This window comes from Xanthomonas sp. LMC-A-07, from assembly GCF_030208825.1.
Classification (GTDB): Bacteria; Pseudomonadota; Gammaproteobacteria; order Xanthomonadales; family Xanthomonadaceae; genus Xanthomonas; species Xanthomonas campestris.
This window is the reverse complement of record NZ_JARVTF010000013.1, coordinates 83,769-104,827: the sequence shown is the minus strand read 5'-3', so window position 1 is coordinate 104,827 and position 21,059 is coordinate 83,769. Positions and strand designations below refer to the sequence as shown.

Below are 21,059 nucleotides of genomic sequence, written 5' to 3'. Positions count from 1 at the left end.
GACTTATTTCGAGACGCTTTCCGATGACCAATCTGTTGTGGCAAAAACCCGGCGTGGCGGTGGACGCCAAGATCCAGACCTTCCTGGCCGGCGATGACGTCATCCTGGACCGCGAGTTCTTCCTGTACGACATCGCGGCCAGCAAGGCGCATGCGCAGGGGCTGCAGCACATCGGCATCCTGTCGCTGGAGGAACTGGGCGGGCTGAGCGAGCAGCTGGATCTGCTGGCCGGCGACTTCCGTAGCGGCGCATTCGTGCTCGATGCGCAGTACGAGGATTGCCATTCGGCTATCGAAGCGCGGCTGACCGAACGCCTGGGCGATGCCGGCCGCAAGATCCACACCGGCCGCAGCCGCAACGACCAGATCCTGGTGGCCACGCGGCTATGGTTGAAAGACAAGCTGCAGCGCGTAGCTGCGCTCAGCACCGAGGTGGCCAAGGTGGCGCTGGACCGCGCGCAGGCCGAAGCCGAGCTACCGGTGCCCGGCTACACGCACATCCAGCGTGCGGTGGTGTCCTCGGCCGGCATGTGGTGGGCGGGGTGGGCCGAGGCCTTCATCGACAACGCCGTGCGCGCCAACGACACCTTCAAGCTGGTCGACACCAACCCGCTGGGCACTGCGGCCGGTTACGGCGTCAATCTGCCGCTGGACCGTGCGCACACCACCGCCGAACTCGGCTTCGCGCGCCTGCAGGTCTCGCCCATCTACGCACAGCTCTCGCGCGGCAAGTTCGAGCTGGCTGCACTGGAAGCGCTGGGTGGCGCAACGCTGGACCTGCGCCGGATTGCCTGGGATCTGTCGTTGTTCACCAGCGGTGAGTTCGCCTTTGTCGCGCTGCCGGCGCAGTACACCACCGGCAGTTCGATCATGCCGAACAAGCGCAACCCCGATGTCATTGAACTGATGCGCGCCACCCACGCCAGCGTGGCAGCGGCGCGCACCGAGATCGAACAGCTGCTGTCGCTGCCGTCCGGCTACCACCGCGATCTGCAGAGCAGCAAGGGCGCGATCGTGCACGGCTTTGCGCGCGGCCTGGCCGCGCTGGAGCTGTTGCCGGCCTTGCTGGCCAACCTGGAATGGCGGCCGGACAAGCTGCGCGCAGCGATCGATTCGGGCATGTACGCCACCGATGTGGCGGTGGAAGCCGCCGTGGCCGGGGTGCCGTTCCGCGACGCCTACAAGGCGGCCGCCGCCGCGTCTGACAGCGCAGGGCAGGGGCGCACACCGGAAGGCAGCCTGGCCGCACGCGTGTCGCCTGGTGCGGCGGCCGATCTGCAGCTGGATGTGCTGCGCGCCCGCTGGGAGGCGCTGCAGTGATCCCGACCCTCAGTGCCGACACCGCCGAGCACTATCCCTGGGGCGAGGCCTGCGATGGCTGGCACCTGCTGCGCGACCCGGGGCTGAGCGTGCTCGAAGAGCACATGCCGCCCGGCGCGATGGAGCAACGTCACCGGCATAGCCGTGCACGGCATTTTTTCTATGTGCTCGCCGGCGAAGTGATGCTGCAGGTGGATGGCGAGCAGCACGTGCTCAAGGTGGGCCAGGGCCTGCATGTGACGCCCGGCTCGACCCATCAGATGCACAACCTGTCCGATGAGCAGGCGCGGTTCCTGGTGATCTCCACGCCGCATGGCAAGGCCGAGCTTACGACCACCGCGAGCACACCAGTGGCCACCGCCGCCGTGGTGGCACCGGGCGCCGCGCCAACGGAGGCCGACTGATGGCCACGCGCTATCTGGTCCTGGCGATGCGCCAGCCCGACTTCCCGGCCGATGTGGTGCAGCCGCATCGCGATTTTCTGGATGCGCTGCGCGCCGCCGGGCAATTGGAGTTGACCGGGGGCTTCAGCGACGGCAGCGGTGGCGCGTACGTATTGATCAATGTCGATGGTCTGGCGCAGGCGCAGCAGATCGTGGCGCAGGATCCCCTGGCCGTGCGCGGTGCCTCCACGCTGACGGTGTACGAATGGAACGCGCAGTGAGGCTGCACATCCGCGTGGCACACGTGGTGATCGCTTCCGCAATCACTAGGGCACAGCCATGACCCAGCCGGTCGTCGCGACCTCGCTGTTTACCGAGCAGGTGCTGCCGCCGTGGCGGCGCGCAGTGCTCAAGGTGGGCAGCAGCCTGCTGGCGGCCGATGGCGGCGGCCTGTCGCCGCGGTTTGCGCTGGGCCTGGCGCAGTTTGTGTCGGCCAATCTGGTGGCGGGGCGCGAAGTGGTGATCGTCTCGTCCGGCGCGGTGGCCGCTGGGCGCGCCATCCTGCCCAAGGCAGCCGAAGCCGGCGCCGCCATTGCCGCACGCCAGGCGCTGGCCGCGCTGGGCCAGGCGCAGTTGATCGCGTTGTGGCAGCGCTTTTTCGAGCGCCCGGTGGCACAGGTGCTGCTCACCCACGACGACCTGCGCAACCGCCGCCGTTACCTCAATGCGCGCGCCACGCTGGGCGAACTGTTGCGGCTGGGCGCATTGCCGGTGATCAACGAGAACGACACCGTGTCGGTGGATGAACTCAAGCTCGGCGACAACGACAACCTGGCCGCGATCGTGGCCGCGCTGGTCGATGCCGATGCCTTGTTCATCGCCACCGACATCGATGGCCTGTACAGCGCCGACCCGCGCAGCAACCCGCTGGCACGCCCGCTCGACGAGGTGGCCGAACTCAGTGCCGAGGTGCTGGCAATGGCCGGCGGCAGCGGCAGCAGCGTGGGCACCGGCGGCATGCGCACCAAGCTGGAAGCCGCCGCCAAGGCCGGCGCGGCCGGGATCGAAACCTATCTGTTCAATGGCCGCAGTGCCGAGGTGGTGCGCGGGCTGGCGCAGGACCGGCTGTGCGGCACGCGCATCCACGCCGCACGAACGCGCATTGCCGCGCGCAAATACTGGCTGCGGCATGCGCCGGTGGAGCCGGGCACGATCCTGATCGATGCCGGCGCCGCGCTGGCGCTCACCGACAAGGGTGCCTCGCTGCTACCCGGTGGCGTGGCCGGTGCCGAAGGCGATTTCCGCCGTGGCGACATGGTGGAAATCCACCTGCGCGACAGCACTGGCAGCCGCTGCCTGGCACGTGGCGTGAGCCAGTATTCGGCAGTGGATGTGCGCCGCATCGCCCGCCGCCACTCGCGCGAGATCGAACCGATCCTCGGCTACAGCTATGGCGAGAATGTGGTGCATCGTGATGATCTGGTAGTTTTGTAGCAGGGATTGGTGAGTCGGGATTGGGGATTCGCAACAGCATCTGTTGAGCGTTTCCCAAACGTTGTCTCTGTGTCCCAACGACTGCTTCCCTTGTGGTGATAAAACGGTCGCCTGCGTTTCCCAATCCCCAATCCCGATTCTCGAATCCCGGCCCCCCAATGACCATCAAATCGCTCGCCCTGCAATGCCGCGACGCCGCGCAGGTGCTGTCGCAACTGTCCGCAGACGCCAAGCAGGCCTTGTTGCTGGCCATGGCCGATGCGCTCGACACCGATGCGACGCAGATTCTGCAGGCCAACCAGCGCGACGTGGATGCGGCGCGTGAGAAGGGCACCGGTGCGGCGATGCTCGATCGCCTCACGCTGACGACGGCGCGCTTGTCGGCAGTGGGCGCGGCGTTGCGCGAGGTGGCCGTGCTGCCGGATCCAGTGGGCCAGGTCACGCGCGACGATGTGCGCCCCAACGGGATCCGCGTGCAGAAGGTGCGCGTGCCGCTGGGGGTGATCGCGATGATCTACGAAGCCCGCCCCAATGTGACCGCCGATGCGGCAGCGCTGTGCATCAAGGCCGGCAACGGCGTGATCCTGCGTGGCGGCTCCGAAGCGATTCATTCCAACACCGCGATTGCGCGCGCCCTGCAGCGTGCCCTGCGCGAGGCCGGCGTGCCCGAAGCGGCGCTGACGCTGGTGGAAGACTTGCGGCGCGAGACCATGCTGGAGCTGCTGCAGCTCAGCGACATCGTCGATCTGGCGATTCCGCGCGGTGGCGAAGGCCTGATCCGCTTCGTTGCCGAACACGCGCGCGTGCCGGTGATCAAGCATTACAAGGGTGTCTGCCATCTGTTCGTGGATGCATCGGCCGATGTGGACCTGGCGGTGCGCCTGTTGGTGGATGGCAAGGCTTCGCGGCCATCGGCATGCAATTCGCTGGAGACACTGTTGGTGCATGCAGAGATCGCCGAACGCTTTCTGCCCGCCGCCGCCACCGCGTTGCGCGCGCGTCACGTCGAGCTGCGTGGCGATGCGGCAACGCGCGCAGTGCTGCCCGAGATCGCCGCGGCCAGCGAAGACGACTACGCCGCCGAATTCCTGGACCTGATCCTGGCCATCCGCGTGGTGCCGGATCTGGACACCGCGCTGGCGCATATCCGCCAGTACGGCTCGGACCACACCGAGGTGATCGCGACGCAGACGCCCGCCAACGCCGAAATGTTCGTGCAGTCGCTGCGCTCGGCGGTGGTGATGGTCAACGCGTCTTCGCGGTTTTCCGACGGTGGCGAACTCGGCCTGGGCGCGGAGATCGGCATCTCCACCACGCGCCTGCATTCGTACGGCCCGATGGGCCTGGAGGCGCTGACCGTGGAGCGCTTCGTGGTGCGTGGTGAGGGGCAGGTGCGGCACTGACGCCTTGGCCTCGTGCTGGCGCACAGGCCGCCAGTGCAGGCATGGTTGCAGCGGGAGGCGACGCGATGCAGCTGGCTATTGCTCCGGCGCGGGCGATGGTGACGCCCGTCCTTCCTCGTTGTCGCTGAGACGCTGGCAGTCACCCGCAACTGAGTGTCGAACCGGTGCTCACCCTGCGCAGGCAGTGTATCGAGCGCCTGCGCTGCGCACGCCCTCCGTGCAGATATCACGCAAACGCAAACGCAAACGCGCACCTAGCGCAGGCCGCCAACCGCGCAGCCTGCTCGCCGCCAAGCGCAGCCGCATCACCGCAACCACGACCTTTGACACTCCCCCCGGCGCCGCCGTGCTGCCTACAGTCGACGACTGCCCCCGCACTTCCGGAGTCGTCGATGCGTCGTCTTGCCGCCTGCCTGCTCGCTACCGCCGTCGCCGCCGCCACCAGCGCGGCGCTGGCGCAGACCTCGCCGATGACCCCGGACATCACCGGCAAGCCGTTCGTGGCAAGCGACGCTGCCAACGACTACATCAAGCGCGAAGTGATGATCCCGATGCGCGATGGGGTCAAGTTGCATACGGTGATCGTGCTGCCCAAGGGCGCACGCAATGCACCGATGGTGCTCACGCGCACGCCGTACAACGCCAGCGGCCGCACCGAGCGCATGGCGTCGCCGCACATGAAGGACCTGCTCGCGCAGGGCGACGATGTGTTCGTGGAAGGTGGCTACATCCGCGTGATCCAGGACGTGCGCGGCAAGTACGGCTCGGAAGGCGATTACGTGATGACCCGGCCGTTGCGCGGGCCGCTCAATCCCAGCGAGGTCGACCATGCCACCGATGCGTGGGACACCATCGATTGGCTGGTCAAGAACGTCAAGGAGTCCAACGGCAAGGTCGGCATGATCGGCTCCTCGTACGAAGGCTTTACCGTGGTGATGGCACTCACCAACCCGCATCCGGCGCTCAAGGTCGCGGTGCCGGAAAGCCCCATGGTGGACGGCTGGATGGGCGACGACTGGTTCAACTACGGCGCGTTCCGCCAGGTGAACTTCGATTACTTCACCGGCCAGCTGACCCAGCGCGGTAAGGGCACCGGCATCGCGCGCCAGGGCCATGACGACTACAGCAATTTCCTGCGCGCCGGCTCGGCCGGGGACTTCGCCAAGGCGGCGGGTCTGGAACAACTGCCGTGGTGGCACAAGCTCACCGAACACGCCGCCTACGACAGCTTCTGGCAGGAGCAGGCACTGGACAAGGTGATGGCGCGCACGCCGCTGAAGGTGCCCACGATGTGGCTGCAGGGCCTGTGGGATCAGGAAGACATGTGGGGCGCCATCCACAGCTATGCGGCGATGGAGCCGCGCGACAAGAGCAACACGCTCAACTACCTGGTGATGGGGCCGTGGCGGCACAGCCAGGTCAATTACGACGGCAGCGCGCTGGGTGCGTTGAACTTCGATGGCGATACCGCGCGGCAGTTCCGCCACGATGTGTTGCGCCCGTTCTTCGACCAGTACTTGGTCGATGGCGCGCCGAAAGCCGCCACGCCGCCGGTGTTCATCTACAACACCGGCGAGAATCATTGGGACCGCCTGCAGGCATGGCCACGCAGTTGCGACAAGGGCTGCACAGCCAAGAGCAAGCCGCTGTATCTGCAGGCCGGCGGCAAGCTCTCGTTCCAGGCGCCGACAGCGGCGCAACCGGCGTTCGAGGAATACGTGTCCGACCCGGCCAAGCCGGTGCCGTTCGTGCCACGCCCGGTCGACTTCGGCGACCGCAGCATGTGGACCACCTGGCTGGTGCACGACCAGCGCTTCGTCGATGGCCGCCCGGACGTCCTCACCTTCGTCACCGAGCCGCTGATCGCACCGCTGCAGATCGCCGGCGCGCCGGATGTGCATCTGCAGGCGTCCACCAGCGGCAGCGACAGCGACTGGGTGGTCAAGCTGATCGATGTCTACCCGGACGAGATGGCGGCCGACCCGAAGATGGGCGGCTATGAGCTGCCGGTGTCGATGGCGATCTTCCGCGGCCGCTACCGCGAAAGTTTCGGCACGCCCGCGCCGCTGGCAGCCAACCAGCCGCTGGCATTCCAGTTCGGCCTGCCCACTGCCAATCACACCTTCCAGCCGGGCCACCGGGTGATGGTGCAGGTGCAGTCCAGCCTGTTCCCGCTGTACGACCGCAACCCGCAGACCTACGTGCCGAATGTCTTCTTCGCCAAGCCCGGCGATTATCAGAAGGCGACCCAGCGTGTGTACGTGGCGCCGGGGCAGGGCAGCTACATCAGTCTGCCGGTGCGTTGACGCCGCGGGCGCTGCGTGCCGGCGGCGCCCAGACGTCTTCCAGCCACTGCGGGCGGCAGGCCACCCAGGCGGCCACCAGCTGGATCACGATGCAGGCGGCCAGGAACAGGAAGGGCGAGGTCCAGCCGCCGCGGTGGGCGTGCAGCCAGCCGAACAGGAATGGCCCCAGGCAGCTCACCAGGTAGCCCATGCCCTGCGAAAACCCCGACAGTGCCGCCGAGCCGGCGGCAGTGCGGCTGCGCTGGTTGACCAGCACCAGCGCCAGCGGGAACGTGCTGGGGCCCAGGCCGAGCAGGGTGACCCACAGGATCGGCGCCGCCAGCGGTGCCCACCACAGCCCGGCGAACGCCACCAGGTGGCAGGCCGCGCACAGCAGCACGATCGGGAACGGGTTGCGCAGGCGCACCGCCAGGGCGGGCATGGTCAGCGCGCCAACCATGCCCAGCGCCGAGAACAACGCCACCATGGTGCCGCCGAAGGCGGGCGACGCACCGGCCTCGCGGAACAGCGTCGGCAGCCAGGTGAACATCGAATAGGTCACCAGCGAGGTCATGCCGAAGGTCAGCGCCATGCTCCAGCCCAGCGCAGTGCGCGCTACGCGGCCTTCGGCTTCCGGGGTGGGCGTCACCGGCGCCGGCCCGGTCGCGGCCAGGCGGCGATGCCGCGCATGCACCAGCGCCCAGGCGACCAACGCCAGCAGCGCCGGCAGCATCCACACCATCATCGAACTGCGCCAGCCCCAGGCATCGGCCACCGGCACCGCCATCAACGCCGGCAACAGCGTGCCCACCTGCAGCACGGTGATGTACAGCGTGCTGACGCCACCCACGCGGTCACCGAAATAGCGCTTCACCAGCGGCGGCAGTACCACGTTGCCCACGCCCATGCCGGCCAGTGCCACCAGCGAGCCCAGCAGCAATCCGCCGGTGCCCGGCAGCAGCGGGCGCACCAGCAAACCGATCGTGGCCAGGCCCATGGCAATCAGTGCGGTCTGCAGCAGCCCGAACCGGCGCAACAACGCGGGCGTGGCCACGCCGGTGAGCGCGAACGCGGCAGTCGGCAACATGCCCAGCGCGCCCATCGTTGGGGCACCAAAATCGTACTCATGCGCGATGCGTTCCAGCAGCGGCGTCAGCGAGGTCACCGCCGTGCGCAGATTGAACGCAGACAACAGAACCGCAGCCAGCACCACCCCGCGACCACGTCGCTGTGCGGAAGGTGAGGCAACGGTAGAAAGTGCACCAGACATGACAGACCGTCCGCACCGACCACAGCACTATGGCGGCGCCTGAAAACACAAAACCGGCACGAGGCCGGTTTTGTGTTTTGAAACTTGGTCGGGGAGACAGGATTCGAACCTGCGACCTCTACGTCCCGAACGTAGCGCTCTACCAGACTGAGCTACACCCCGAAGGAGCCGCGTATGTTACATAGGGAATGCCAAATCGGCAAGCACTGCAGACAACTTTTTTATCGGCGCGGTGTGTCTTGCTCGCGCGCCTCGAACCACATGCCGTTGAGCACGGCAGCCAGTGCGGCCAGACCGGTGCCAAGAATCCATGCGAAATACCACATCGGTGTACTCCTTGTTGCGTTGAAGTGTGGGCATGCGAGCGCTGTGCGCCGTGCAGCAGCGCCCGCAGGGGTGCGTTCAATACGCGTTGGGATTGCCGGCCATCTCTTCGGCGGTGACCTTGCCCTTGAGCACGCGGTAGACCCAGGTGGTGTAGGCGATGATGATCGGCAGGAACACCGCAGTGGCCAGCAACATGATCCACAGCGTCAGCCGGCTGCTGGAGGCATCCCACAGCGTCAGGCTCGAGCCCGGTGCGCTGGAAGAGGGCAGCAGGAACGGAAACAGCGCAAAGCCCACGGTCAGGATGATGCCGGCGATGGCACTGCCCGAGGCAATGAACGCCAGGCCGCCACGGCGTGCGCGCAGCAGCGCCGCGTTGAGGGCTAATCCCAGCAGGCCGACCAGCGGCGCAACTGCAGTGGCGGGCATGCTGCGGTAGTTGTGCAGCCAGCCACCGGCGGCGGTGAGGGCGGCGGTCTTGCCAAGCGGGTCAGTGGCCGCGTCGGTCACCGTTGCCGAGGTCACCACATAGCCGGGCAACCCGAACGCCACCCAGGCACCGGCACCTGCAAACAACGTCACGCCGAGCACGGCCGCACTACTGCCGTAGCGCGCCGCGCGGTCGGCCACCGGGCCGTCGGTCTTGAGCACCAGCATCGCCGCGCCATGCGCCACCAGCATCGCCACGCTGAGCAGGCCGGCCAGCAACGCGAAGGGCGTCAACAACCCGAAGAAGCTGCCGGTGTAGAACACGCGCAGGCTGTCGTCGAAATGGAACGGCACACCCAGCACCACGTTGCCCACCGCCACGCCCATGATCAGCGCCGGAATGAAGCCGCCGACAAACAGCGCCCAGTCCCAGTTGCTGCGCCAGCGCTGCCCCGGCAGCTTGCCGCGGTACTTGAAACCCACCGGGCGCAGGATCAGCGCAAACAGGATCACGAACATCGCCAGATAAAAGCCCGAAAAGCTCACCGCATACAGCGGTGGCCAGGCTGCGAAGATCGCGCCGCCACCGAGCACCAGCCACACCTGGTTGCCTTCCCACACCGGGCCGATGGTGTTGACCACCAGCCGGCGCTCGGCATCGGTGCGCGCCACAAACGGCAGCAGCGCGCCCACGCCCAGGTCGAACCCGTCCATGACCGCAAACCCGATCAGCAGGATGCCGAGCAGTAGCCACCAGATCACGCGCAGCGTTGTGTAGTCCAATCCAATGAAATCCATGGGTGTCTCCGACCGTTACGGTTGAGCGCCAGCCAGCGCATCGCCGGCATGCGTGGGGGCAGGGGAGGTGGTGTCACGCAAGGCGGGAAAGAACGCGTCCGGGCCTTTGCGGATGGCTTTGAGCATCAGCTTGATCTCGATGATCAGCAGCGCCGTGTACAGCGCCACGAAGCCGCCCAGCGAGAGCAGGAGCTGATGCAAGGCAAGACCGGAGGCGGCATAGAACGTGGGCAGCACGCCTTCCACCGCCCACGGCTGGCGGCCGTATTCGGCCACGAACCAGCCGCATTCGATGGCGATCCACGGTGCCGGCAACGACCACAGCGCCACCGTCAGGAACCAGCGCTTGTCTTCGAAAGTGTGCTTGCACGAGAACCAGAACGCGGCGGCGAAGAAGGCGATCAGATAGAAGCCCAGTGCCGCCATCACCCGGAACGTCCAGAACAGCGGCAAGACGCGCGGCACGGTGTCCATTGCGGCCTGTGCAATCTGCTCTGGCGTGGCGTTGCCGATGTCGTCGCGATAGCGCTTGAGCAGCAGCCCGTGGCCCAGGTCCTGCCAATGCGCATCGAACACCTTGCGTGCTTCAACATCGTGCTTGTCGGCACGCAGGCGTTGCAATGCACCGTAGGCGATCTGCCCGCCGCGGATGCGGTGTTCGGCACGCTTGACCAGATCCAGGATGCCGGGGATCTGCTGGTCCAGCGAGCGCGTAGCCACCAGCCCCATCAGGTAGGGCAGCTGGATCGCGTAATCGTTGCGGTGCGTGGTCTGGTTGGGAATGCCGAACGCGGTGAAGTTGGCCGGTGCGGCTTCGGTCTCCCACATCGCCTCGATGGCGGCCAGCTTCATCTTCTGGTGCTCGTTGGCGGCATAGCCGCTCTCATCGCCGAGCACCACCACCGACAGCGCCGAGAACAGGCCGAACGCCGCAGCCACCGCGAACGAGCGGCGGGCCAGCTCGCGGTGTGTGCCGCGCAGCAGGAACAACGCACTGATCGACATCACGAACATTGCGCCGGTGACATAGCCCGCGCTCACCGTGTGCACGAACTTGGCCTGCGCCACCGGGTTGAACAGCACCGCCATGAAGTCCACCACCTCCATGCGCATGGTGTCCGGGTTGAACACCGCGCCGGTGGGGTTCTGCATCCAGCCGTTGGCGATCAGGATCCACAGCGCCGACAGGTTGGTGCCCAGCGCCATCAGCCAGGTCACCGTGAGGTGCTGCACGCGCGAGAGCCGGCTCCAGCCGAAAAAGAACAGGCCGATGAAGGTCGCTTCCAGGAAGAACGCCATCAGGCCTTCGATCGCCAACGGCGCGCCGAAGATGTCGCCGACATAGTGGCTGTAGTAGGACCAGTTCATGCCGAACTGGAACTCCATCACGATGCCGGTGCCGACACCCATGGCGAAATTGATGCCGAACAGCACGCCCCAGAACAGCGTCATGCGGCGCCAGACGTCCTTGCCGGTCATGACATAGACGCTCTCCATGATCGCAATCATGAAAGAGAGCCCCAGGGTCAGCGGGACGAAGAGAAAGTGGTACATCGCGGTCAGTGCGAACTGCAGCCGCGACAGTTCAACGACTGTCGAGTCGATCATGGCAGGGTGGACCTGGTTGAGTGTCAGTAGGAACACAGCGGATGATCTGCCCCTGCCGCGCTCGGCGCGTTGATCCAAATCAAGGCGGCCACCGATGGGTGCGTCAGACTGTCCAACCCGCAGCCGTGGGATGGCGACTTACAATTGCGATCCGCCGCGATGTCTTCCGAGAGCGATGTGAGCCAGCCCAGCGTGCCAGCCAGCGAAACGCCCGCGCAGCGCCGCCAGCGCGGCCAATGGCTGGACGCGCTGGCCGCACCGGCCACGCGCGCGCGCCGTCTGGCGGGTGTCGCGGTGACGATTTCGGGCGTGTTGTTGCTGCTGCAGTCCGCCGCCATCGCCTGGCTGATCCAGTCCGTGCTGGTGCAGCACCGCCCACTGGCGGAACTGGGCCATGTCGGCCTGGGCCTGCTGGGTGCGGCGATCGGTCGCGCGCTGTGCGGCGCATGGGCGCAATCGCTGGCCGGCGAGGTAGCCGATGTCGCCAAACACGCCTTGCGCCTGCGCATTGCACGGCGCCTGCTCGAACACGGCCCGGTGTGGTTGCGCCGCCAGCGCAGCGGTGAACTCGGTGAACTGAGCCTGGCGCATAGCGACGCGCTGGAAGGCTATTTCGTCGGTTACCAGCTGGCGCGCACCGAAATGCTGGTGGTGCCGGGGTTGATCCTGCTGGCGGTGTTCTCGGTGGATTGGGTGGTGGGCCTGGTGCTGTTGCTCACCGCGCCGCTGATTCCGTTTTTCATGATGCTGGTGGGGTGGGGCGCCGAAGCCGCCGGCCGCGAACAACTGGGCGAGCTGGCGCGCATGGGCGGGCACTTTGCCGACCGCCTCAAGGGCCTGGGCCTGCTGCGAGTGTACGGCCGTGGCGAGGCCGAACTGGGCGGTATTGCGGCAGCCGCCGACGGCGTGCGCGAGCGCTCGCTGAAAGTGCTGCGTATCGCGTTCCTGTCCTCCACCGTGCTGGAGTTCTTCGCCTCGGTAAGCGTGGCGATCGTGGCGCTGTATTTCGGGTTGAGCTACCTGGGCATGCTGGATCTGCACGGGCTGCCGAGCCTGGGCACGGGCATGTTCTGCCTGCTGTTAGCGCCGGAATTCTTTGCGCCCCTGCGGCGGCTGGCCGCGCACTACCACGACCGCGCCAACGCGCTGGCCGCAGTGTCCGAAGCCGAGCGCCTGCTGCACGGCTTTGCACCGCCTGCGGTGGCGGTGCAGGTGCCGGCAGTGCCGGCGCGGCCGCTGGAACCGGCACAGGCGCACGCGCCGTTGCTGCAGGCACGTGGGCTGGCAGTGCGTCCGCCCGGTTCGCCAGTGCAGGTGGTGCGCGATTTTTCGCTGGCGCTGGAGGCCGGCCAGCGTGTCGCACTGGTTGGCCCCAGCGGCAGCGGCAAGAGCACCCTACTGGAAGGCCTGGCCGGCTGGCTGGAGTTGGAGGGCGGCAGCCTGGCGGTGCGGCCCGGGGTGCGCATCGGCTATGCACCGCAGCGGCCCTACCTGTTCCACGGCAGCATCGCCGACAACCTGCGCCTGGCCGATCCACAGGCCAACGACGCCCGCCTGCGCGCGGTGGCCGACGCGGCGCAGGTGCTGCGGTTTGCCACGCAGCTGCCGGACGGGCTGGACACGGTGATCGGCGAGCGCGGCTTCGGGTTATCCGGCGGCGAAGCCCGGCGCGTGGCGTTGGCACGGCTGCTGTTGCGGGAGCCCGATGTGCTGTTGCTGGACGAGCCCACGGCCTTTCTGGATCCCGACACCGAGGCCGACCTGCTGCGCAGCCTTGCGCTGTTCGCGCGTGGACGCGCTGTGGTGCTGGCCACGCACAGCGCCGCGGTGATGCAGTGGGCCGACACGGTGATCGATCCACGCGGCGCGCGCGTGGCGATGGAGCAGCCATGAAGCACCCGGCACCCGATCGCCTGCGCGATGTGTTTACCCGCCACCTGTGGCGGTTGCTGGTGTCGGCGGTGCTGGTGCTGGTCACCGCGCTGGCAGGTGTTGGTTTGCTCAGCTTGTCTGGCGGGTTTCTCACCGCCGCGGCCCTGGCCGGTGTTGCCGGGCTGGGCTCGGGCTTCAATTTCTTCTCGCCCTCGGCCGGGATTCGGGCGCTGACGTTTGCGCGGATCGTGTCGCGCTACGGCGAGAAACTGATCGGCCATGACGCCACCTTGCGCGTCGCGCGCGATGCGCGGGTGTGGTTCTTCCGTCGCGCCTTGCCGCTCGCACCCGGACGCCTGTCGGCCACACGCACCGGTGACCTGCTGGCGCGGCTGATGTCCGACATCGGCGAGGTCGATGGCGTCAGCGTGCGCGCGTTGGCACCGCTGTCTGCATTGCTCGGTGTGTGGTGCGCCGGCGTGGCGGCCGCCGCGGTGATCTACCCGCCGGCTGCAGGCCTGCTGGTGGTGCTGGGGCTGCTGACCGGCGTGCTGGTGCCGTGGCAGGTGGCACGTGGCGGCGCCGCGCGCGAACAGCGCCGCACCCAGCAGCGCGCCGCCTTGCGCACGCAGGCGTTCGAGGGCCTGGAGGGTGCGGCGGACCTGGCGGCGGTGGAGGCACAAGGCACCTGGATCACCCGCATCGACACCGCCGGCACGGCCTTGGCGCAGGGCGACCGCAGCCAGCGGCGGCACCTGATCGGCGGCAATCTGCTGCATGCGCTCTGCGGTGGCATCGGCCTGGCGGGCATGCTGTGGCTGGCGCTGGACGCGGCCGAGCGCGACCTGATCGACGCCGCGATGGCAGCCGGCCTGGTGTTCCTGACCATGGCCTTGCTGGAGGTGTGGGCCGGCGCCGGCCTGGCGTTGCAGGCGCTGCAGAGTGCGCGCGTGGCCGGGCAGCGCCTGCAGGCGATCGTGGACCAGGCGCCTTCGGTGCAGGACCCGCTGCAGCCAGTCGCGGTGCCGCCCAGTGGGGTGCTGGAACTGCGCCAGGTGCGCTTCGCCTGGCCGGGGGCCGCACGGCCGGTGCTGCAGGCGGTGGACCTGCGGCTGGGCCCGGGCGAGCGCATCGCCATCAGCGGCGATAGCGGCAGCGGCAAGAGCACGCTGTCGGCCCTGCTGCTGCGGCTATGGGACCCGCAGGACGGGCAGGTGGACTACGCCGGCATCGCGCTGCGCACGTTCGCGCAGGCGCAGTGGCACCAACGCATCGCCTGGCTGCCGCAGAACGCGCCGGTGTTTGCCGGCACCGTGCGCGAGAACCTGGTCATCGGCGATGCCGCTGCCAGCGATGCCGCGCTGTGGGCCGTGCTCGATCAGGTGCGCCTGCGCGACTGGGCCACTACCCAGAACGGCCTGGAGACCTGGGTGGGCGAAAACGGCGCCACGCTTTCGGCTGGCCAGGCCCGCCGGCTTGCACTGGCACGCGCGTTGTTGCGCGATGCGCAGATCCTGCTGCTGGACGAACCCACCGACGGCCTGGACGTGGATACCGCACATGCGCTGTTGATTGACCTGGCCGCCGCACTCGGCCAGCGCAGCCTGGTGATGATCACCCACGACAGCGTGCCCGACGGCGTGGTGCAGAGGCGCTACCGAATGCGGGACGGGGTGCTGGAAGCGCTGCCCTGAGCGAGACGCACCTGTCCCGGTGCGTCTCGCAGTCACGGTGCTGTGCTCAGTCCAGCACCGCCCGGAGCGTGGCCATCAGCCCCGGCTGCAGCCAGGCCCACAGCAACAGGCCGACATTCAACCCGGCGGTGATCCAGAACGTCAGCTGGAACGCGGCCTTGCTGCATTTATGGCGATACCATTCCTGCGCCAACAGCGCGCCAGGCCAACCGCCCAGCACGCCGATCAGGTGCAAGGTGGCTTCCGGCGTCCGCCATTGGTTGCGTTGCGCCGCAGACTTGTCGATGGCGTAGGCGAGCACGGCCACCCCACTGGCGGCCACATACCAGAGCAGCACCAGCAACGGCAGCCGCTGCAGCACGACGGCGGCGACGATCGCGCCCAGGAACATCACCGCAATGAACTTGCGCGGCAAGCCGCTACCGCGTTGACGCGTCCTGGCCTGGGTGCTGCGGTCTGCCCAGCGCACCTGCGTGGCCTTCAGCCGCGCGTGTGCATCGCGCTGCACCGCGTAGGTGAGCACATCGCCATTGCAGGGCCGCCGCCGCTGCGGCCCAAATGCGCCGATATGCACAAAGGCACGCTCGCCACCGCCATGCGGCACGACGAACCCGAAGCCCTTGTGGTCATCCCAATCGCTCAGACGCCCCTGATAACGCATCGATCCCCCACCATGAGCGGCTCAGCAGTCTGCAAGAAAGGCCCGCACTGCCGGGCCGAAGCGGGCGAAATCCACCAGGAAGGCGTCGTGGCCCTGCGGGGAATCCAGGCCCAGGAACTGGGCATCGGCACCGCCAGCACGCAAGCCTTCGGCAATCTGTTCCTGCTGCTGCACCGGGAACAGGATGTCGGTGTTGGCGCCGATCGCCAGCGCGCGTGCGATGCGGATCTGCGCCAGCCCCGCCAGCACGCCGGATTCCGGCGCTGCGCCCTCGGGCACGTGCGGTGCGTACTCGGCCAGATCGAACCAATCCATCGAGCGGCTTAGATAGAGATAGCAGTTGGGGTCGAAGAAGCGCACGAAGCGGCGTGCATGGCCTTCGAGATAGCTTTCGACCTGGAATTCGAGCCCGAATGGATCCTCGGCGGTCTGTTCGGAATCCAGCCGCACGCGGCCGAAACGGCCATCCCATTCCAGCGCCGAGCGATAGGTGATCACGCCCAGCTTGCGCGCCATGCGCATGCCCGATTCCGGGTACTGCACATCGTCGTAGTGGCCGCCGTTCCAGTGCGGATCCAAGCGAATGGCTTCGCGCTGCAGCGAGCGGATGGCGATCGAAAACGGCAACGCCTGCGCGCTGCCGGAGATATTGATGTGGCTGCGCGCGATACCGGGGTGGCGCAGCAGCAACGCCAACGCGGTCATGCCGCCCATCGAGTTGCCGATCAGGCAGGCCAGCTGCGCGATGCCCAGCGCACGCACCACATCGGCTGCGGCATCGGCGACATCTTCGATGGACAATTCTGGGAACGACAGCCGGTAGGGAGCGCCGGTGGCCGGGTCGATCGAAGCCGGGCCGGTGGAGCCCTTGCAACTGCCCAACGAGTTGACGCACACCACGAACCAGCGCTCGGTGTCGATCGGCTTGCCCGGGCCCACCATCGCTTCCCACCAACCGGGCTCGGGGTTGCCGGCATTGGCCGCGGCGTGGGCGTTGGGCGACAGGCCAGTGACGATCAACACGGCATTGCCGTGGTCCGCGTCCAGCGTGCCCCACGTTTCATAGGCCACCCTGGCCTGATGCAGCACGCCGCCGCGTTTCATCGGCAATGGCGAGGGCAGGGCGTGGAAGCGGGTACCGGTGGGAATGAATTCGGTCATCGCGTGATTCTATCCGGCATGGCGGGAGCCGGCGTGCGCACGGTTGGCACGCGCTGTCGCGGTGTGAGGGCGTGGGCAGTGCGCCGCGTTGAAGGTGCCGGTTTCCGGCGATGTGATCGCTTTAGAGCGGCTAACAAAACGTAGCGAGCAGTCGTCAGGTGCTTGCGGAAGGCGCGGAGGAACCGGAGTGTACGTGGGTACATGCCGATTCCGAGCACCGGCCGCGCCCGCCTGGCGGCTGCGCAGTCGTTTTGATAGCTACTCTGAATGCCGAGGTGTTTCCGCGCGCGCCCGGAGTGCTATGCGCTTACAAGCGCGCAGCACTCAGCGGCCGATGACCAGCTCCACCTGCGCATCGGTGGGCAACTGCACCGTCACCGGCGTGCTTTCCACGTCATCGCTCTGGCGCATCGCATTGCCGCTGCGCGAGAGCCGGGCCACCAGTTGCACCTTGTCCAGCGACGACAGCGTGCGCGTGGGCATCGGGCTGTCGCCATCATCCAGGGTGACGGTCAATGGCAGCGCGCTGAGCGGGTGTTTTTCCACCGCCACCGGCATCGGGGTGTCGGCGGACCGTGCAATCACGAACACACTGGTGTCGGCGGGCAAGCCGGCGCGCTTGGCAAACTCGGCGTCCAGCACCACCCGCACGCGAATGGCCTTGCCTGTGCTGGCCGTGGCGGTTGCCGGTGCGGCGGCCTGGATCGGCTCCAGCTTGGCCTCGCGACGCGCGGCATTGATCTGTTCCAGCAGCCCGGGGCGAGTCTTGGGGTCCACCACCTCCAGCAGCGGCAGCCAGGTAGCGCTGGCCGCAGCGGGCTGCCCGGCCTGGCGTTGCACCACGCCGAGGAACCAGCGCGCACGCTCGTGTTCGGGCTGCACCGCAAGCGCATGTTCGAGCAGGCGTTGCGCCTCGTGATCCGGCTGCGGCGTGTCGTCGGCGAGCATGCGCGTCTGCGCGGCGGCCACCAATACATCCGGCTCGTCCGGGCGCAGCGCCACGGCACGGGCAAATGCATCGCGCGCTTCGGCGAACTTCTCCTGGCTGGACAGCGACCGCCCCAGCAGCACCCAGCCTTCGGCCTGGTCTGGGTTGCGCGCCAGGGCAGTGCGCAGCTGCACGATGGCCTCGTCCAATGTGCGTGGCGTGGTCGGGCGATCAGCGGTCTGTTCGATCGCCGCCGGCGTGCCAACCAGCCAGTAAAGCGCGGCGCTGGCCGCCAGCAGCAACACCACCAGCGCACCGGCCAAGCCGCGCGCCTCGCGCCACAAAGGGCGCAGCACCAGGCCGAAAGCCAGTACCGCCAGCACCACGATGCACGCGACAAAGATCGCCATCACCACTCCTGCTCGTCGACGCTGGTGGTGGGCGCTGCCGCACTGCGCCGCCGCACCACCAGCGCCACCGCCGTGCCGCCGAGCAGCAGCACCAGCAACGGGCCGAACCACAGCAGCCAGGTGCGCGATTCGACCTGCGGCCGGTACAGCACGAACTCACCGTAGCGGGCTACCAGAAACTGGCGGATCTGCGCGTCGCTGCGGCCTTCGTGCATCAGCGCCAGCACTTCGCGGCGCAGGTCCTGTGCAATTTGCGCGTTGGAATCGGCCAGCGACTGGTTCTGGCATTGCACGCAACGCAGCTCGGCGGTGAGCGCATGAAAGCGCGCTTCCTCGGCGGCCGAGCGGTACAGCAGCGGCGAGGGGTCGCCCATTGGCTGGGCCAATGCCAGCCAGGGCCACAGCAACAACGCGAGTAGCCAGGCGCGTGTCATCGGGCGGTGTGCAGATCCGGCGCGGCGCTGGGCGAGCGCTCGATGCGGGTCAGGGCCGGAATCAGCTGGGTGTCGATGATGGATTGGGTCAGCATGCCGCTGTACTTCCAGCGCACCACGCCGCGGCCGTCGACCAGGAAGGTTTCCGGTGCGGCGGCAATGCCGAAGTCGATCGCGGTGCGGCCATCGGTGTCGGCGACCACCAGCAGATACGGGTTGCCAAGTTGTTCGAGCCAGCGCAAGGCATCGGCGCGCTCGTCCTTCCAGTTGTAGCCGATCACGCGCACGCGCTTGGTCAGTGCGAAGCGGCTCAGCACCGGATGTTCTTCGCGGCAGGCCGGGCACCAGCTGCCCCACACGTTGATGATGTAGGGCGCGCCGCGCAGTTCGCGCGCATGCACGATGATGCTGGGGTCGTGCAGCAACGGCAGCGCGAACTCCGGCGCCGGCTTGCCGATCAGTGCCGACGGCAGGGCGTCGCGGTCGTCATTGCCCGAACGCACCACGGCGTAGACCAGCAACGCCGCCAGCGCGAGCAGCAGGATGCCCGCTCCCACAAGCACGGCGGTGGGCAGGCGGGAGGTGCGGGGGTCAGACATTTAGGGACTCCGGAGAACGACGGAAACGCCGGTCGGCCGCGGTGACCAGGCCGCCGAGCGCCATCAGCAGCGCTCCCAGCCAGATCCAGCGGACAAACGGTTTGAGATGCACGCGCACCGCCCAGGCCTGATTGCCCAGCGGTTCGCCCAGGGCGACGTAAAGATCGCCAAACGGACCCGGGCGGATCGCCGCCTCGGTCAGGGTTTGGCCGCCACTGGCGTAACGGCGTTTTTCGGCATGCAGCGTGCCCACTGCCGCGTCGTCCTTGAACACCTGCAAGGTGGCGCGGTCGGAGACGTAGTTCGGCCCGCGGACTTCTTCCAGCCCGTCGAAGTGCAGTGCGTAGCTGCCGATCTCCATCTGCTGGCCGGGTGCCAGCGCGACTTCACGCTGCAGGCTGAGCGATTCCACTAGCAAGGCGCCGGCCAGGAACACCGCCACGCCCGTATGCGCCAGCGCCATGCCGAGCATCTCGGCGGTGAACTTGCGCCCCTTGGCAGCGCGGCGCGTCCACAAAAAGCGCAGCGTGCCCAGCACCACCCAGGCCGCCCCCGCCACGCCGAGTGCCGCTTTCAGCTGGCCCTGCGGTGCGGCGAACCAGGCCAGCACCCCGAGCACGGCGGCCAGCGCGGCCCAGGGTGCGAGCATCGCCAGCGGACGCGAGGGTTGTTCGCGCTGCCAGCGGGTCAGCGGCCCGAACGGCAGCAGCGCCACCAGCGGCGCCATCAGCACCAGGAACAACGTGCCGAAGTAGGGCGGGCCAACCGACAGTTTGCCCAGGCCCAGTGCATCGGCCAGCAGCGGGTACAGCGTGCCCAGCAGCACCATCGCGCAGGCGCAGGCCAGCAGCAGGTTGTTCAACAGCAGCAGCGTTTCGCGCGAGCTGCCGGCAAAGGCCCGGCGCGGGTCGTCGCCCTGCGACAACCGCGGCGCGCGCAGCACATACAGCAGCAACGAGCCGCCGACCACGCTCAGCAGGAACACCAGGATGAACACGCCGCGCGAGGGATCGGCCGCAAACGAATGCACGCTGGTCAGCACACCCGAACGCACCAGGAAGGTCCCCAGCAGCGACAGCGCGAAGGCGGCGATCGCCAGCAGCAGCGTCCAGCTGGCGAAGCTGCCGCGTTTTTCGGTGACCGCCTGCGAGTGCAGCAGCGCAGTGCCGACCAGCCACGGCATGAAGCTGGCGTTTTCCACCGGGTCCCAGAACCACCAGCCACCCCAGCCCAGTTCGTAATACGCCCACCAGCTGCCCAGCGCGATGCCCACGGTAAGCATCGACCAGGCGATGTTGGTCCATGGCCGAGTCCAGCGCAGCCAGCGTGCGTCCATGCGGCCTTCCAGCAGCGCGGCAATGGCGAACGCGAACGGCACCGCAAAGCCCACATACCCGCAATAAAGCATCGGCGGATGGATGATCAGGCCCGGGTCCTGCAGCAGCGGATTGAGGTCGGCGCCTTCCAGCGGCACCGGCATCAACCGCGCGAACGGATTGGAGGTGAACAACAGGAACGCCAGGAAACCGATGCTCACCAGCGCCATCACGCCCAGCACGCGTGCGATCACCTGGGCGGGCAACTGCCGCGACCAGATCGCCACCGCGCCCGTCCACAGCGCCAGCACCAGCGTCCACAGCAGCAACGAGCCTTCGTGCGCGCCCCAGACCGCCGAATAGCGATAGATCAACGGCAGCAGCGAGTTGGAGTTCTCGGCCACGTAGCGCACCGAAAAATCCTGCACCAGGAAGGCGTGCGTCAATACCGCGAATGCCGCAGCGATCAGTGCCAGTTGCACCAATGCGGCGGGGCGGGCAACCGCCATCCAGGCACTGCGCCCGCGCTGTGCGCCTGCCAGCGGCACGACGGCCTGCACCAGCGCCACCAGCAGCGCCAGCACCAGCAGGAAGGTACCGAGTTCAGGCAGCATCGGCCTGCCTGTCATTCTTACAACGTCGGATGGCCGGCGATACCGCGCGCCTGC

At 67.7% G+C, this 21,059-nt stretch carries 18 protein-coding genes, 1 tRNA gene and 1 other RNA gene; 8 read left to right on the top strand and 12 right to left on the bottom strand.

Translation table 11 applies throughout. The features are described 5' to 3' along the window. Positions 1–23: 23 nt before the first annotated feature. The 6 genes from argH to QRM89_RS14400 all read left to right on the top strand — a co-directional run bounded on the left by argH (position 24) and on the right by QRM89_RS14400 (position 6,905). Entirely contained in the window at positions 24–1,319 is a 1,296-nt protein-coding gene (gene argH, locus QRM89_RS14425) for an argininosuccinate lyase (RefSeq protein WP_119959566.1), read from the top strand. Next, positions 1,319–1,723 carry a cupin domain-containing protein gene (locus tag QRM89_RS14420; RefSeq protein WP_228424702.1) on the top strand — a complete coding sequence of 135 codons (405 nt, stop codon included), beginning with the start codon at positions 1,319–1,321 and terminating at the stop codon, positions 1,721–1,723. The genes argH and QRM89_RS14420 overlap by 1 nt, the downstream gene beginning before the upstream one ends. After that, the gene (locus QRM89_RS14415) at positions 1,723–1,983 is read left to right on the top strand and encodes a YciI family protein (RefSeq protein WP_042599275.1); all 261 of its coding nucleotides are present in this window, start codon (positions 1,723–1,725) and stop codon (positions 1,981–1,983) included. Before QRM89_RS14420 ends, QRM89_RS14415 begins: the two co-directional genes overlap by 1 nt. Before the next feature lie 58 nt (positions 1,984–2,041). Then, positions 2,042–3,196, top strand: a complete 1,155-nt coding sequence (gene proB / locus QRM89_RS14410; RefSeq protein WP_285448320.1) for a glutamate 5-kinase — start codon at positions 2,042–2,044, stop codon at positions 3,194–3,196. A 158-nt stretch (positions 3,197–3,354) separates the two neighbouring features. After that, on the top strand, positions 3,355–4,599 hold the full coding sequence (locus tag QRM89_RS14405) for a glutamate-5-semialdehyde dehydrogenase (protein WP_285448319.1): 1,245 nt from the start codon (positions 3,355–3,357) through the stop codon (positions 4,597–4,599). A gap of 392 nt (positions 4,600–4,991) precedes the next feature. Further along, positions 4,992–6,905 (top strand): CocE/NonD family hydrolase, encoded by a 1,914-nt coding sequence (locus QRM89_RS14400; protein WP_285448318.1) that lies wholly within the window; start codon positions 4,992–4,994, stop codon positions 6,903–6,905. Here QRM89_RS14400 and QRM89_RS14395 read toward each other — a convergent pair. The 5 genes from QRM89_RS14395 to QRM89_RS14375 all read right to left on the bottom strand — a co-directional run bounded on the left by QRM89_RS14395 (position 6,886) and on the right by QRM89_RS14375 (position 11,316). Beyond that, the gene (locus tag QRM89_RS14395; protein ID WP_285448317.1) at positions 6,886–8,154 is read right to left on the bottom strand and encodes an MFS transporter; all 1,269 of its coding nucleotides are present in this window, start codon (positions 8,152–8,154) and stop codon (positions 6,886–6,888) included. The genes QRM89_RS14400 and QRM89_RS14395 overlap by 20 nt on opposite strands. Positions 8,155–8,239: 85 nt before the next feature. Continuing rightward, positions 8,240–8,316: transfer RNA gene (locus QRM89_RS14390), tRNA-Pro, on the bottom strand. 59 nt (positions 8,317–8,375) lie between these two features. Beyond that, positions 8,376–8,480, bottom strand: a complete 105-nt coding sequence (gene cydX, locus QRM89_RS14385; protein WP_042599270.1) for a cytochrome bd-I oxidase subunit CydX — start codon at positions 8,478–8,480, stop codon at positions 8,376–8,378. 76 nt (positions 8,481–8,556) lie between these two features. After that, positions 8,557–9,708: a cytochrome d ubiquinol oxidase subunit II gene (gene cydB / locus QRM89_RS14380; RefSeq protein WP_267315024.1), complete on the bottom strand. Its 1,152-nt coding sequence runs from the start codon at positions 9,706–9,708 to the stop codon at positions 8,557–8,559. 15 nt (positions 9,709–9,723) lie between these two features. Further along, on the bottom strand, positions 9,724–11,316 hold the full coding sequence (locus QRM89_RS14375; protein WP_285448316.1) for a cytochrome ubiquinol oxidase subunit I: 1,593 nt from the start codon (positions 11,314–11,316) through the stop codon (positions 9,724–9,726). A 159-nt stretch (positions 11,317–11,475) separates the two neighbouring features. Here QRM89_RS14375 and cydD point away from each other — a divergent pair, with 159 nt between their 5' ends. Further along, positions 11,476–13,209: a thiol reductant ABC exporter subunit CydD gene (gene cydD / locus QRM89_RS14370; RefSeq protein WP_285448315.1), complete on the top strand. Its 1,734-nt coding sequence runs from the start codon at positions 11,476–11,478 to the stop codon at positions 13,207–13,209. Then, on the top strand, positions 13,206–14,882 hold the full coding sequence (gene cydC / locus QRM89_RS14365; protein ID WP_285448314.1) for a thiol reductant ABC exporter subunit CydC: 1,677 nt from the start codon (positions 13,206–13,208) through the stop codon (positions 14,880–14,882). The genes cydD and cydC overlap by 4 nt, the downstream gene beginning before the upstream one ends. A gap of 46 nt (positions 14,883–14,928) precedes the next feature. On the opposite strand, the gene QRM89_RS14360 is transcribed toward cydC, so the two are convergent. The 7 genes from QRM89_RS14360 to QRM89_RS14330 form a co-directional block, all read right to left on the bottom strand. After that, complete coding sequence (locus QRM89_RS14360) at positions 14,929–15,543, bottom strand: cold shock and DUF1294 domain-containing protein (protein WP_285448313.1); 615 nt, start codon at positions 15,541–15,543, stop codon at positions 14,929–14,931. 21 nt (positions 15,544–15,564) lie between these two features. Further along, a complete protein-coding gene (locus QRM89_RS14355) occupies positions 15,565–16,704 on the bottom strand; it encodes a homoserine O-acetyltransferase (RefSeq protein WP_285448312.1) in 1,140 nt (379 codons plus the stop codon). Between the two features lie 128 nt (positions 16,705–16,832). Continuing rightward, positions 16,833–16,907: non-coding RNA, sX9 sRNA (locus QRM89_RS14350), on the bottom strand. 121 nt (positions 16,908–17,028) lie between these two features. After that, positions 17,029–18,042, bottom strand: coding sequence for a tetratricopeptide repeat protein (locus QRM89_RS14345; protein ID WP_285448311.1), 1,014 nt, complete (start codon positions 18,040–18,042; stop codon positions 17,029–17,031). Then, complete coding sequence (locus QRM89_RS14340) at positions 18,042–18,476, bottom strand: cytochrome c-type biogenesis protein (protein WP_042599262.1); 435 nt, start codon at positions 18,474–18,476, stop codon at positions 18,042–18,044. The genes QRM89_RS14345 and QRM89_RS14340 overlap by 1 nt, the downstream gene beginning before the upstream one ends. Then, entirely contained in the window at positions 18,473–19,075 is a 603-nt protein-coding gene (locus QRM89_RS14335; RefSeq protein ID WP_011037370.1) for a DsbE family thiol:disulfide interchange protein, read from the bottom strand. Before QRM89_RS14335 ends, QRM89_RS14340 begins: the two co-directional genes overlap by 4 nt. Beyond that, positions 19,068–21,005, bottom strand: coding sequence for a heme lyase CcmF/NrfE family subunit (locus QRM89_RS14330; RefSeq protein ID WP_042599261.1), 1,938 nt, complete (start codon positions 21,003–21,005; stop codon positions 19,068–19,070). The genes QRM89_RS14335 and QRM89_RS14330 overlap by 8 nt, the downstream gene beginning before the upstream one ends. Positions 21,006–21,059 lie beyond the last annotated feature (54 nt).

Coding starts and splice junctions, on each gene's coding strand:
- argH (WP_119959566.1), top strand. CDS start 24: ATGACCAATCTGTTGTGGCAAAAACCCGGCGTGGCGGTGGACGCCAAG.
- QRM89_RS14415 (WP_042599275.1), top strand. CDS start 1,723: ATGGCCACGCGCTATCTGGTCCTGGCGATGCGCCAGCCCGACTTCCCG.
- proB (WP_285448320.1), top strand. CDS start 2,042: ATGACCCAGCCGGTCGTCGCGACCTCGCTGTTTACCGAGCAGGTGCTG.
- QRM89_RS14405 (WP_285448319.1), top strand. CDS start 3,355: ATGACCATCAAATCGCTCGCCCTGCAATGCCGCGACGCCGCGCAGGTG.
- QRM89_RS14400 (WP_285448318.1), top strand. CDS start 4,992: ATGCGTCGTCTTGCCGCCTGCCTGCTCGCTACCGCCGTCGCCGCCGCC.
- QRM89_RS14395 (WP_285448317.1), bottom strand. CDS start 8,154: ATGTCTGGTGCACTTTCTACCGTTGCCTCACCTTCCGCACAGCGACGT.
- cydX (WP_042599270.1), bottom strand. CDS start 8,480: ATGTGGTATTTCGCATGGATTCTTGGCACCGGTCTGGCCGCACTGGCT.
- cydB (WP_267315024.1), bottom strand. CDS start 9,708: ATGGATTTCATTGGATTGGACTACACAACGCTGCGCGTGATCTGGTGG.
- QRM89_RS14375 (WP_285448316.1), bottom strand. CDS start 11,316: ATGATCGACTCGACAGTCGTTGAACTGTCGCGGCTGCAGTTCGCACTG.
- cydD (WP_285448315.1), top strand. CDS start 11,476: ATGTCTTCCGAGAGCGATGTGAGCCAGCCCAGCGTGCCAGCCAGCGAA.
- cydC (WP_285448314.1), top strand. CDS start 13,206: ATGAAGCACCCGGCACCCGATCGCCTGCGCGATGTGTTTACCCGCCAC.
- QRM89_RS14360 (WP_285448313.1), bottom strand. CDS start 15,543: ATGCGTTATCAGGGGCGTCTGAGCGATTGGGATGACCACAAGGGCTTC.
- QRM89_RS14355 (WP_285448312.1), bottom strand. CDS start 16,704: ATGACCGAATTCATTCCCACCGGTACCCGCTTCCACGCCCTGCCCTCG.
- QRM89_RS14345 (WP_285448311.1), bottom strand. CDS start 18,042: ATGGCGATCTTTGTCGCGTGCATCGTGGTGCTGGCGGTACTGGCTTTC.
- QRM89_RS14340 (WP_042599262.1), bottom strand. CDS start 18,476: ATGACACGCGCCTGGCTACTCGCGTTGTTGCTGTGGCCCTGGCTGGCA.
- QRM89_RS14335 (WP_011037370.1), bottom strand. CDS start 19,075: ATGTCTGACCCCCGCACCTCCCGCCTGCCCACCGCCGTGCTTGTGGGA.
- QRM89_RS14330 (WP_042599261.1), bottom strand. CDS start 21,005: ATGCTGCCTGAACTCGGTACCTTCCTGCTGGTGCTGGCGCTGCTGGTG.